16 protein-coding genes are annotated in these 12700 nt (G+C 32.4%); 10 read left to right on the forward strand and 6 right to left on the reverse strand.

Annotated features, from left to right (window positions below):
• Positions 1-269: 269 nt before the first annotated feature.
• The 4 genes from A9C19_RS08010 to A9C19_RS08025 all read left to right on the forward strand — a co-directional run bounded on the left by A9C19_RS08010 (position 270) and on the right by A9C19_RS08025 (position 5649).
• Positions 270-3875 (forward strand): dynamin family protein, encoded by a 3606-nt coding sequence (locus tag A9C19_RS08010; RefSeq protein WP_072579456.1) that lies wholly within the window; start codon positions 270-272, stop codon positions 3873-3875.
• Between the two features lie 230 nt (positions 3876-4105).
• The gene (locus A9C19_RS08020; RefSeq protein ID WP_072579458.1) at positions 4106-4375 is read left to right on the forward strand and encodes a YpbS family protein; all 270 of its coding nucleotides are present in this window, start codon (positions 4106-4108) and stop codon (positions 4373-4375) included.
• 90 nt (positions 4376-4465) lie between these two features.
• Entirely contained in the window at positions 4466-4600 is a 135-nt protein-coding gene (locus A9C19_RS22420; protein WP_099092749.1) for a hypothetical protein, read from the forward strand.
• A 143-nt stretch (positions 4601-4743) separates the two neighbouring features.
• Entirely contained in the window at positions 4744-5649 is a 906-nt protein-coding gene (locus tag A9C19_RS08025; RefSeq protein WP_072579459.1) for a 5'-3' exonuclease, read from the forward strand.
• A gap of 207 nt (positions 5650-5856) precedes the next feature.
• Here the strand turns inward: A9C19_RS08025 and sspL are convergent, their stop codons facing one another.
• Positions 5857-5997, reverse strand: coding sequence for a small, acid-soluble spore protein L (sspL, locus tag A9C19_RS08030; RefSeq protein ID WP_072579460.1), 141 nt, complete (start codon positions 5995-5997; stop codon positions 5857-5859).
• A 208-nt stretch (positions 5998-6205) separates the two neighbouring features.
• Here sspL and A9C19_RS08035 point away from each other — a divergent pair, with 208 nt between their 5' ends.
• Entirely contained in the window at positions 6206-6475 is a 270-nt protein-coding gene (locus A9C19_RS08035) for a DUF6123 family protein (protein ID WP_099092750.1), read from the forward strand.
• A gap of 156 nt (positions 6476-6631) precedes the next feature.
• Here the strand turns inward: A9C19_RS08035 and A9C19_RS08040 are convergent, their stop codons facing one another.
• Together A9C19_RS08040 and A9C19_RS08045 are read right to left on the reverse strand one after the other, a co-directional pair.
• A complete protein-coding gene (locus tag A9C19_RS08040) occupies positions 6632-7540 on the reverse strand; it encodes a DMT family transporter (protein WP_072579462.1) in 909 nt (302 codons plus the stop codon).
• A gap of 44 nt (positions 7541-7584) precedes the next feature.
• Positions 7585-7989 carry a reverse transcriptase-like protein gene (locus tag A9C19_RS08045; RefSeq protein ID WP_072579463.1) on the reverse strand — a complete coding sequence of 135 codons (405 nt, stop codon included), beginning with the start codon at positions 7987-7989 and terminating at the stop codon, positions 7585-7587.
• A gap of 210 nt (positions 7990-8199) precedes the next feature.
• On the opposite strand from A9C19_RS08045, the gene A9C19_RS08050 reads away from it, so the two are divergent.
• Together A9C19_RS08050 and A9C19_RS08055 are read left to right on the forward strand one after the other, a co-directional pair.
• On the forward strand, positions 8200-8865 hold the full coding sequence (locus A9C19_RS08050) for a ribonuclease H family protein (protein WP_072579464.1): 666 nt from the start codon (positions 8200-8202) through the stop codon (positions 8863-8865).
• Positions 8866-8869: 4 nt separating this feature from the next.
• A complete protein-coding gene (locus A9C19_RS08055) occupies positions 8870-9046 on the forward strand; it encodes a zinc-finger domain-containing protein (RefSeq protein ID WP_072579465.1) in 177 nt (58 codons plus the stop codon).
• A 228-nt stretch (positions 9047-9274) separates the two neighbouring features.
• On the opposite strand, the gene A9C19_RS08060 is transcribed toward A9C19_RS08055, so the two are convergent.
• The gene (locus A9C19_RS08060; protein WP_072579466.1) at positions 9275-9544 is read right to left on the reverse strand and encodes a DUF2564 family protein; all 270 of its coding nucleotides are present in this window, start codon (positions 9542-9544) and stop codon (positions 9275-9277) included.
• Positions 9545-9741: 197 nt separating this feature from the next.
• Here A9C19_RS08060 and A9C19_RS08065 point away from each other — a divergent pair, with 197 nt between their 5' ends.
• Entirely contained in the window at positions 9742-9942 is a 201-nt protein-coding gene (locus A9C19_RS08065; protein WP_072579467.1) for a hypothetical protein, read from the forward strand.
• Between the two features lie 117 nt (positions 9943-10059).
• Here A9C19_RS08065 and cspD read toward each other — a convergent pair whose 3' ends face one another.
• On the reverse strand, positions 10060-10260 hold the full coding sequence (gene cspD, locus A9C19_RS08070) for a cold-shock protein CspD (RefSeq protein WP_026562601.1): 201 nt from the start codon (positions 10258-10260) through the stop codon (positions 10060-10062).
• Positions 10261-11036: 776 nt separating this feature from the next.
• Here cspD and A9C19_RS08075 point away from each other — a divergent pair.
• On the forward strand, positions 11037-11303 hold the full coding sequence (locus A9C19_RS08075) for a phosphocarrier protein HPr (protein WP_072579468.1): 267 nt from the start codon (positions 11037-11039) through the stop codon (positions 11301-11303).
• Between the two features lie 41 nt (positions 11304-11344).
• On the opposite strand, the gene A9C19_RS21980 is transcribed toward A9C19_RS08075, so the two are convergent.
• The gene (locus A9C19_RS21980; RefSeq protein ID WP_199445817.1) at positions 11345-11497 is read right to left on the reverse strand and encodes a hypothetical protein; all 153 of its coding nucleotides are present in this window, start codon (positions 11495-11497) and stop codon (positions 11345-11347) included.
• A 163-nt stretch (positions 11498-11660) separates the two neighbouring features.
• Between A9C19_RS21980 and A9C19_RS08080 the strand changes: the two genes are divergently transcribed.
• Positions 11661-12341, forward strand: a complete 681-nt coding sequence (locus A9C19_RS08080; protein ID WP_072579469.1) for a class I SAM-dependent methyltransferase — start codon at positions 11661-11663, stop codon at positions 12339-12341.
• The last annotated feature ends 359 nt before the right edge of the window (positions 12342-12700 follow it).

A 12700-nucleotide genomic window follows, 5' to 3' on the forward strand; every position in this document is an offset into this window, starting at 1 on the left:
GGTTACATATTAAAAAATATTGAAACAAGTAAAGCGTAAAATGATCGTTCACCTTATGGTGGGCTTTTTTTTGTTCTTTTCTTTTTTGAATCTATGTTGACGATGAAGGATAGCAAGATGCCCTTGCCTTCAGCTGAGGTGAAGAATAGTCTTTCTTAGCAAAAATAAACCCTTTAAATAAGGTAGAGAGAATAGTTTGGATAGAAATGTTCTAAAAATTTCTGTAAAATAAAAACATCACAATGCTAAGTCAGATAAAGGGGATAATTATGATAATTGAAACAAAATCTGAGGAGCTTTTACAAAAAATTATACTTTTACATGAAAAAATGAGAAATAGGGATGAACAAAACGCGATTAAGCTTTTAGAACTTGCAAATAAATTCAAGGATAAAAAGTTATATGTAGCATTTGCTGGACATTTTTCTGCTGGGAAATCGTCCATGATTAATAAACTGTTAAATGAACAAATTTTACCAACTAGCCCAATTCCAACTAGTGCAAACCTTGTCTTATTAGAAACAGGGGAAAATCAAGTCACTCTTTTTACAAAGAATAAAGAAAAAATTCATTTGAATAATAAATACACAGTTGAACAGGTGAAAGAGTATTGTAAACAAGGTGATGATGTGGAGAGAATTTCTATTCAGAAGCCTTATGAACGACTTACAAAGGACGTTGTCATTATGGATACTCCAGGTATTGATTCTACAGATTATGCTCATAAGCAATCCACTGAGTCGATGCTTCATTTAGCTGACGTTATTTTTTATGTTACCGATTATAATCACGTTCAATCTGAAGAAAACCTCCATTTTATTTCTGAAATGAAGAAGAGAGAGAAAGTAGTATTTCTTATTGTTAATCAAATTGATAAGCATGAAGAAAAAGAAGTATCCTTCAATCATTTTCAGGAACAAATCTTTACTTCATTTGAAGAAATGAATTTGAATAGGAAGGACATCTTCTTTACAACCTTAAAGGAGGATACTCATCCTAGAAATGAGTTAGAAACTGTACAGGAATTAATAAAAGCAGTAATTGAGCAGAAAGATAAACAAATCGAGAAGAGCTTATTTCAGTCAATAAAATTTATTATTAAGGACCATCTCATTCAAAACAAAGAAGAAAAAGGTATTGAACAATTGAAAATGGATGAGTTAATTGAAGAAATGAACATCCATACCAAAAACAAAGAATCTGCACAAAAATTGCTTCAATTAGAAAAAGAAAAAATAAAGAACATTAAGGTCGACATGGAAGAGAAAATGGAATCTATCTTAAAAAGTGCAAATTTAATTCCATACGAAACGAGGGAGTTAGTAGCTAGTTACCTACAATCCTTAGAGCCCTCATTTAAAGTAGGTTTTATTTTTTCAAAAGGGAAGACAGAGCTGGAAAAAGACAATAGAAAAAATGATTTATTTCAGTCATTAAAGAAAAATCTAGAAACACAAATTTTATGGCATCTACAACCATTAGTTAAAGAATTAGTTGAATCTTACCAGATTATTGATTCTGCAATTATCAGTAAGGTACAAAACTTTACTATTAGTATTGAAGAAGAGATCCTCAAGGAAGCCTTTAAAGAAGGTGCTTCTTATAACAATCAGTATATTCTTACCTATTCAAGTGACGTGAGCGATGTTATTAAGAGAAGAAGTAAACAAGAAGTATTGGTAATCCTTGAGAAAATACTTGATTCAATTAAACAAGAACGTCAACAGAATGTAGAAGAATATGAGTTGAATTTGTGTAACAGTGAAAAAGAAATAAGATCACTTCAGTCTCAAATTGACGCAATACTAGAGCATATAAAGTACCAACATATCTTAGAGCAAATTATAGAAGAAAATCAATCTAGTTTACGTGATGTTACTGATTGGTTGGCAGAAAATCAGCTATATACTCAAAGTGAAAAAAAGATTGAATTACTCAATATAGAAAAAAAAGATACCGATTACACGGAAGATTTTACTCAAAAAACAGAGGATCTTAGCGATCACCAAGATTTGTTTATAGAAAAGACAGAACAGCTCTTAGTTAGTCTTGATTTCTTACAAGGTTTTAATCAAATTTCTCAGCTTCTTAAATCCAAGGTTTCAAACTTTAAGAAAAGATCATATACCGTCGCGTTATTTGGAGCTTTTAGCGCGGGTAAGTCCTCCTTTGCAAATGCATTAATCGGAGATCGTTTGTTACCATCATCACCTACACCTACGACAGCTACGATTAATAAAATTGCACCGACAACGAGCGAGAAATATCATGGATTAGTTGAGGTTTTGCTAAAAGATGAGCATGAAATAAGAGAGGATATTTTAGAATCAATTCCTTCTCTCAATTTAGTAGATCAGCCGCTTTCAAAGGTAATAGAGACCCTAAATGGTAAAAATGGAGAAAATGATGTAGAACATGAAATGATAAAGAAATATAAAGAGGCATTACCAACTTATAGTACTCTTTCTAAAAATGGATTAGTGGTGCAATCTAATAAAGATAGCCTCAAAGAATTTGTTGCTAAGGAACAAGTTGCTTGTTTAGTAAAAGAGGTCATTGTTTATTATGATTGTGAAATAACAAAGGCGGGAATAACTCTTGTTGACACACCAGGGGCTGATTCTTTGCATAAGAGACATACAGAGGTTGCTTTTCAATATATAAAAAAAGCAGATGCTATCCTTTATGTGACATATTATAATCATCCATTCTCTAAGGGTGATAGAGAATTTTTAAGACAGCTAGGAAGGGTAAAAGATTCCTTTACTCTGGATAAAATGTTTTTTATCATCAACGCTATTGACTTAGCAAAAGATAAAGAAGAAGTAAAATTGGTGAAAAATTATATTAAAGAACAATTTTTGCTTCATGAAATACGAAATGTTCGTTTATATGGAATATCTAGTTTAAATGTACTTGAGCGAAACATTAAAAAAGAAGAAGATTATGCTCATTTTCAAAACCAATTCCAGCATTTCATTCAAAATGACCTGTCTTCGACGGCGATCTTATCAATTAAAGAGGATTTAAGAAAATTTTTAAATAGAATTGAATCTTTAATAGAAGCTGCAAAACAGGATGAAGTGAAAAAGAAAAATGAGGCACAAAAGTTAATAAAAGAAAAAAAGTATGTCTTAGATGAGTTAACTCAATTAACAAGTGAACATATTTCTACGTCAGTATCTCAAGAAATAAAGGAATTATTATTTTATGTTAAACAAAGGGTATTTTTCCGTTTCAATGATTTCTTTAAGGAAGCCTTCCATCCAGGGATGTTTCAACAGGTTAACTCTACTCAACAGGCATTAGAAAATGCATTGAAAGAGCTGAATAAAAGACTTGAATTTGAGCTAGTTCAAGAATTACAGGCAACTACTTTGCGCATAGAGAAGGTAATTTATAAGAATTTCAAAAGTGAAGGAATAAAAGTGACCAAACTCATTCAGAAGCATTCTGATTCTATAGCAATATCAATACAGGATCCAAAGGAAATTCAAACTCCAAAAATCGATGTCATTTTTAATGAAGATCACATCTCTTCAGTGAAATCTTCATTAAAGTATTTTAAAAATGTAAAAGCCTTCTTTGAAAAGAATGAAAAGAAAATGATGAGTGAGGATATGGAAAAAAAATTCGATGAGCCTATTAGTGAAATACTAAATCAACACTTACGCCTTTTTACTGAGTTTTATCATGAAATAATTAATCAATTACACATTAAACTGCTTTTAGAAATGAAGGAACAGTTAAATGAAGCGTATGATTCATTTATCAATATTCAAACCGTGGATATTGATATGCTACTTAAACAGCAAGCTTTGATAAAGGAAACAATTGAGCTTGTAAAAGAACCAACTTCTTCTCATATAGGATAACATTTATGGTAGAATTTATAGATATTCTGTTACATGGGGAGGATAGTAGACCCTTGAATAAATACAAGGTATGTGCAACATGTATTCACTTTGAGGCAAAACGACAGGGGAGGGAAATGGTTTATTATTGTAGCCGATTGAATTATGCTACAAAACCGACATATTCTTTTAACTGCTGGAATCCTAAGGATCATGTAATAAAGTTGATGGAAAAAAGAGGAGATTAAACAATGAGTAATGTTCATGAAGCAATATCTAAACACAGTAACAAACAACATCAGCAATTGACAACCTTTTTGAAACTTGATGCAAAAAGAGAAGCATTAATTGAAGAAGCAGTGTTTGCTTGTGTTCACTCTAAACCCTTTGGAGTTGAAAAAATAAATGAAGTAACGACGGAAATGAACGAACTTGCAGCAAAGGGAATTGTTCCTCTCCGTAAGTTAGTTACGATTGATATGGTAAAGGAATTCGTTGATAGAAAGTACGGCAAAAACTAATTTTCATCCATAAATTCACATCATAAAATGTGATAAAAACCTGTTTCGGTGGAACTATAATGATGAAACCACATGAAGGGTGTGACCAAAATGGGTAGAACAAAATTAGGAAATGCAAATGCACAACGAAATAATAACAAAAAGAAAAAGAATGATTTTAATACTGAATATACATCATATGCTCAGCACGAAGCACAAAAATTAAGTAGTCAAAATAAAGATTAACAACATTTATTAGAGAACCTTACTTCCTTGATATGGGCAATTAGGTTCTCTTCTTTTGTTATGGCTCTATATACCAATCAAAATGGCTGGGAATTATGGTATACTAACTTAATGCAATTCTATTAAATAGAATAAGTGAGGTTGTGTTAGTATATGAAAAAGAAAACATTTTAATTGTGGATGGAATGGCTCTTTTATTCCGTTCTTTTTTTGCGACGTCAGTTTATGGTCAGTTCATGGTGAACAGTAAAGGGATCCCAACAAATGCATTAAATGGATTTCTTAAGCACTTAATATCTGTCATTAATTATACAAATCCATCACATATTGTCTGCTGCTGGGACATGGGGAGTAAGACCTATCGAAATGATCTTTTTGAAGGCTATAAAGCAAATCGTCCAGAAGCTCCTGTAGAATTAATACCTCAGTTCGATTTAGCTAAACAAGTCACAGAAGCATTTAATATTAAGAATATTGGGATTGAGGGCTACGAAGCGGATGATTGTATTGGAACACTTACGAAAATGCTTGAAAAGGATAACCAAGTAACAATTATTACTGGGGATAAAGATATTCTTCAATTGCTCAATGACAATGTAGATGTATTAATTTTTCAAAAAGGGATTGGCAATTATAAGCACTATACGAAAGGCTCTTATATAGAAGAATTTGAGATTGAACCTACCATGTTAATTGATGTAAAAGCTCTCATGGGTGATTCTAGTGATAATTATCCTGGAGTAAAGGGAATTGGTGAAAAAACAGCTTTTAAATTAGTCGCGCAATATAAATCTATAGAAGGCATATTGAATAACTTATCCCAACTAACCAAGTCACAAAAATCAAAAATTGAAAATGATCTAGAAATGCTTCATTTATCAAGAGAGTTAGCAGAGATTAATTGTTCAGCACCTCTTGAGTGTTTAATTGAAGATATTGTTTTTAAATTAGATGAGGACAAAGCTTTAACCATGTTGAAAGAACTGGAACTAAAAGGGATTTATACCTTGTTAAAGGACTTGTCGATGAAGATCGAAGAAGCAATATAATTGTTTCAACATCTAATTATTCTTAATTAATGGGCGAGAGGATGTTATGATCCTCTCGCTATACTTCATTGCTTAACTGCTTATAATGCGACAAGTGATGATAAACGTTTAGTCATCCAGGTCCAGCAAACTTACTTCTTTACTATTTTAAATGTAAATAACCTAAAAGACTCTCGCTTAGCAATTCTTCCGTAGCTTTAATCAAGTTTATTTTGTATTTTTCTTTTTAGCTGCATTTTCTAACTTGCTTTTAGGTTCAGTAGAAAATTCTACATCTTCTCCATAACCTTGTGGATTGACACTGGGTGCCTTTTTACCGCGGTTATTTCCTTTTTTTTCACTACTCATTATTTCACCACCTATATTAGCGAATGTTATACAATAAAATTAGGAAAAAGTAACTATGGATTAGAATTTCCATTTTGTAAAAATATATACAAAAAAAGATAGAATATGTCGACAATATTCGATATGATTTTTATATCCTCTTCATATCTTTTTTACAAATATTTATCATAATGAACCACTAATTATAAAGGTAAGGATGATCAAATTAATGCATAGTTCAGTAAGAGCTTACATGAATTTTTTAGAGGAAAAAGGGTTCCAGCTTGGTGAGGATGCTCTTGGTTTTATACACTTTGGTCAGCATTACACTGAGGCAAATGACGAAAAGGTAATTGTTGCAATTGAGCTTACATTAAAAATTCAAAAAGAATTCGATGGGGCTTTTTTTATCTCTTTGTTGGAGATGTTTAGTCATGAGTTAATTGAAAGCCGCAAACAAGCATATAAACATGTTAAACTGCTAGGGCTCTTATCATAAGTCATATAAATTAGGATGTTTTAAGAATAGTCCGCCTGTACCCAAGGCTCTTTCTGCTATAGGAAGGACCCTCTATGTGTGAATGACACCTCTAAATAAATTTATAGTAAAATAGCACCAAACTTAAAGGAAAGCTTGGTCATGTTGAGCTTTCCTTTAAGCCTTTTCATATAAGGATGGTTTTGATTTTTTAAATGGAATTCCTGGTAATTCCGCAACTAGCATAGCTGTAAAAATAAATAAGCAACCTATCATTCCTTTCTCCGTTAATCTTTCACCTAACATGAGGTAAGCCGTTATGGCAGCAAAAACAGGTTCCATAGCAAAGATTAAGGCTACCCTAGCAGCTGAAGTAACCCTCTGATATTTTGTTTGGACAAAAAACGCTACTGCAGTCGCTAAAAAGGATGTTGTTAATAGAGCGATTATCACATCACGTTGAATAAAATCATGATAGGTGATATGTGAATAATCTTCAAAGATCAATGAGCTAATCAAGCTCAGTATTGAAACTGTTAAAAGTTGTGTAATGGTTAAGAATAAAGGGTTAAAGTTCTTTGCGTATTTACCAGTGTAAATAATATGAAGAGCAAAACCAATTGCGCATACAAGTACTAGTAAGTCACCAAAATTTAACCCGTTAAGATCTGAAATACTAAGCAAATAAAGCCCTATTGCTCCAATTATTGCACTAAGAAAAACGATGGATCTAGGTTTGTCCTTTAAAATAAGTATAGATAAAAGTGGAACAATAATCACACTCAAACCCGTAATAAATCCGGCTTTAGATGAAGTAGTAAATAATAATCCAACCGTTTGAAAAGCATAGCCTATAAATAAAAAGAAACCTAAAAGAATACCTGAAAAAAGTAGCGTATTTGAAGGTTTATTATGTAGCGACGATCTTTTAACAAAAGGTAAGAGTAGTAATATAGCTAGAAGAAATCGGATGCTGTTAAATAATAATGGTGGTACGAATGCTATTGCCTGTTGAACAACTACAAATGTCGCCCCCCATATAAAAGCTACAAATAGAAGGCTACCATCGGCATATAATTTTTTCATATAATCACTCTCATTTCACTATACCTTTTACTGTGGTATCATTTTTAAAACGATTCATTATCTTTATTTGTAAGGATAGCCGATCTTGCTAGTTGATCTGCTACCTTATTCTCCTTACTCGGTATCCATTTAATGAAAAATAAATCAAATTCTACTGATAATTCCAAAATGCGTTGGAGAAAAGGGGAAAATAATTGATTTTTAACATATTTTTTTTCAACAGCTCGGTCTACTAATTGCGAATCTGTTCGAAATGAAGCAACAGAGTACCCTTTTTCAAGACATATTTCCATCCCTTTTATTAAGGCAACATATTCTGCCTCATGGTTTGACATTAGTCCAAGTGGGAAAGAATAAGTTTCGGCCTTCCCATGACCTTTAATGAAAATTCCAGCACCAGATGGACCTGGATCTCCTGCGCTAGCTCCATCAACATAAACTTCAATCATAACTTGCAACCCCCCATCCTAGAAGTGTTAGTTCTTTTCTGCTTACATATCCTGTAATGTTAGTTCCTTTACTAATTATAAAAGGATGATAAAATAAAGACTACTTGCGATAAACTAAATCGAATATGATTATAGCATATTGCCTACATTAGTAACTATATAAACGATATGCATTAGGAAAATTCAATTATATATGTGGGAGTGTTTCTTATGAAATACAGAATTGAATGGGTATACTTAACGAAAAAAAAAGCTGAAGCCGTTCTTTCATCAGACTTTATCACATTGAATGAAGCCATTATATTTGCAGAGGATTTTCTGAATACTGGGCGAGTAAAAGAACTAACATTTTTTTCGGAGGACGACCAGTCTTGGACGTTAAAGGAACTAAAAAAATTAACAGAAATTCTAGTGGATGAACCTCACGATGTAGTAGCCTATTTTGATGGAGGCTTTCAAAAACATACAGGTGATGCAGGTTATGGAGTGGTTATCTATTTCACTCAAAATAAAATGCGTTACAGAATTCGTATGAACGAAAAAGTTGAAGGGTTAGATTCAAATAATGAAGCTGAATATGCTGCAATAGCATATCTTGTTGAGGTGCTTCATGACAATGGTATCAGTAAGCAGTCTGTCATTTTTAAAGGAGATTCTCAAGTAGTGTTAAATCAATTATCTGGAGAATGGCCATGTTATGAAGAAGAATTTAATAAATGGCTTGATAAGATAGAAGGAAGATTAGCTGAACTGAAAATAAAGCCGATTTATGAAGCTATACCAAGAAAAGATAACGATGAAGCAGATAAATTGGCAACTCAAGCTATTAATGGAATACAAATAAATAGTAAAAGTATGATAAGTGAGGAAAAGTAGGGAAATGAACAAAAAAGAAACTATACAAAAGATCAGTGTTCTAATTGAGACGTATTGTGAAGATTGTTTGTTAAAGAAGCATTTTCGTGAGGAAAAAGGGAAAAGATACGCGCATTCTTTCTGTATTAATCAATGCACGATTGGAGAAAAAATTAAACAGATAGGTGAAAAACTTACGTAAAAAGTCCGCTAATGGTTATTAGCGGACTTTTTACATAAAGATTAATGCTTAAGAAATAATAGAAGGAAGGAATTTGGAACGTTCGTTCTGCTATTGAAACAAAGAACCGAACCTATCACCAGGGAGAAGATAGGCAGGGTTAAAGGTAAAGAACGATATTTTTCCTTGTCCTTCTGTCGAACTGTACAAGTTCCCTGTTTTTTAGCATGCTTGTACTTTAGCCAAATGTTAGGAATCTTTTGCTTCTATTAATTGATGTTCACATTGATCTAAGAGTTTTTCTTGTTGTTGAATAAGGTCTTGATCTACTCCCGTTTGATTTACGCGATTCATAATACTCTTTGCATCATCGATAGCTTTTTTCGCATGATTCATTGCTTCAGAATCCATTTGCATAGTTGCAGAACCTACCATTTTTTGAGCAGATTTTACTGCTGCTTCTAGCTGACTTAAGTCGTTCATACCACTTATTAATCCTGTATGATTTATTTGATCCATTCATCAACACCTCCAATTATTATTATTCGGATATCTTAATAGGAATATTCGTTAAAAAAAACAACTTTTAATTTATATCCTAAAGACATTTGTCGTGGTAAAATGAAAGAAGATGAAAAACTTGTAAAAATATAACACGTATTACAAACTATCGACCTATTTTAAATAGTGGGATTAAATTCTAAGGAGGAAAATATATGAGTAATGAGCCTTTAGATACATCCATTAAAGGAGCTTTCTCGGAAATTTATAAAGATTTGGATAAATTAGTCTTTATAGCGAACAATGCAAATGTGTTTAACCAAAACGAAATAAGCCGAATTGAAAAAAGTATTAAACAAAATGTGAAAGCTATTGAGTATATTTTAATTAGCCAAAAGACAAGTAGAAGGGAATAATTCTCTTACTCATGGATAGGAATTGAAAGATTTGGGGGAAATAAAAAGAAGCAGAGAGTATCTCTGCTTCTGTCACTCTAGTATGTTGTATGTTAAATCACATTATGATACTAGTGATTATAACTTTGTTACGTTAGCAGCTTGAGGTCCACGGTTACCTTCAACAATTTCGAAAGAAACTTCTTGACCTTCTTCTAAAGATTTATACCCCTCACCTTGGATAGCTGTGAAATGTACGAATACATCGTCTCCACCTTCAACTTCGATGAAACCGAAACCTTTTTCATTGTTAAACCATTTAACTTTACCATTCTGCATAGTACTTAATCCTCCTAATACTGTAGCACAGGCGGTGCTAAAAAAAATTTTATCATAAAACAGAATAAATATGTACTAGTGTGTATAGGTTCTCATAAGATGACTTTTATCATATATACTCAGCTTAATGATAATTAAACTATACACTAATTATGTAAGCCTCGTCAAGAAAATGTAGTATATTTTAACAAAACTTTCAGAAACTTTCCATTCGTAAGGAATCTGCATGACTTAGATGCATACAATAAAATAAGAGATTGAGAGGAAGTTAGTCCTAATGGTGAGGGAGGGGTAGTATGAGGGAAATAAGAAAGTATGGACAAGACATCTAACGTGTAATCGGAGTATAAATTCTTACGAGTTTCAAAGGTTCTATGACTGTGTGAAAGATCTTTCCCTTAAGAATTTAGATTTTAATAAATCAAATGTACTTTTGCTTGAAAATTGTAAGAATGATTATTTTGTTGTTGAAAAAATGAACACGGATACATTCACACTGCATCTACATTATTATTTTAAGTGTTGTATCATTGCACAATGTTAATCAAAAAATAAAACCATAGATTGATAAACAAAAAGTAATTTCTAAAAACAGGGGAAGAAGATCCTATGTAAATATCCAATTAACTGATAATTAATGGGGTTTTGGAGATTTTCAGCTAATACACTCTAAATAAATTCATTCAATAAAACTAGTTTTCTTTTTTGGAAAAAAGTTTATAATGATGATAATACTACATGTAGCTACTATTAATTTAATTGAAAGGGGAATAATTATGGTAGAAAAATCGTTTAAAATTACTCAAGAAGCTGGATTGCATGCTAGACCAGCTACAGCATTAGTTAATGCAGTTAATTCTTTTACATGTGATGTCAATCTGGAGGCAAATGGTCGTACTGTAAACTTAAAATCCATTATGGGTGTTATGTCTCTTGGGATCTCTAAAGGAACAGTAATTAAGATTACTGCTAATGGTAGTGATGAGAAGGAAGCATTAGAGGCTGTAGAAAGAGCTATAGCTACTGAAAATTTAGGTGAATAATCAAAAGGGCAACGATTTCGTTGCCCTTTTTGATTATCGTTTTATTCTACTCTAGTTTTGTCTTTTTGATCCTTGTTTCTTTTGTTACCCTTGCTATTGTCACCAGCTATATGTTCTTCGGCTAACTCTAACTCATGATTGCTTTTACTAGGTGAATTCTGATTGAGACTACCTTTATTAAACTTTTTTGTCATATTTCCTCCTATTAGGGTGTGACTTCATTTTATCTTTTAACCCTACAGAAAATTTATCCTCATTTTTATGACAAATAGCTAAAATTAAAATATAAATTCGTTAATTGTATTCTGAAAATTCCTTACAAAAAATTATCTATATGAAAAAAGGGGGACGATGAATATGAAATGGTCGAATGACGAGCATAATAATTGGGATAATAAAGCCTTGTCCTGGCATCAAAATTCAGAAAATATGTGGGAGAATGGAAGTAGAAAATCTATCATTCCTTTTTTCAGTCAGTATGTTCAAAAAGGAATGAATGTACTAGACCTTGGATGTGGTGATGGGTATGGTTCATTAAAATTAAATCAGATAGGGGGGTATAATGTTATCGGTATTGACCTTTCACCTGAAATGATTAAGTTGGCATTAACTCGTAAGAAAGAAGGATTACAATTTAGGGAAGCTTCCATATTAGATCTACCGTTCCAAGCAAATACATTTGATGGTCTACTATCAATAAATTGCTTAGAATGGACATCAGATCCTTATAGAGCGTTACAAAATGTATATAGCGTATTAAGGGAACAAGGGAAATTCTGTATCGCTATATTAGGGCCTACAGCATTTCCCCGTGAGGAAAGCTTTTTTAGATTGTATGGAAAACGAACTTTTTGCCACACAATCATGCCTTGGGAGTTTGAAAGGATGGCAATAGAAAATGGATGGAGAATACTTGATGGATATGGGGTATATAAGAAAGGCGTAAAAGAAGATCTCGTGAAAAATTTATCCGTTGAATTAAAACAATCTCTCTCCTTTATGTGGGTATTCATGCTTGAGAAATATCATGCTGGATAAAACTTATTTATAGGTTAGTGTTTGAGGTGAGGTAACAGGTGATATTCAAGAGATTGTCGATCTGTTAAATATGATTGGCACTAGCACTATTCAAAAAATGTTTTTACAAAAGTTCTCTACTTCACAAGACAAGAGATCTAAATTCACTCTATTTTTTATTGGTATTTATGTTTTAACGTTATTTTTTACCCTTTGTTGATTGGAGTGGAAGGCAGGAGATTCATGCGGGTGAAGAGACTCAAAGGGAAATCCCGCAGGCACCCGAGGAGAAGGCTCCCGGATCGTCCGTGAAAAGCGAATGTCTATAACGGAAATTAACAACTAAGTTAACGGAGTCATTTCTTTAGGAGGAGAACCAT

It is taken from the genome of Bacillus weihaiensis, assembly GCF_001889165.1.
Taxonomy (GTDB): Bacteria; Bacillota; Bacilli; order Bacillales; family Bacillaceae; genus Metabacillus; species Metabacillus weihaiensis.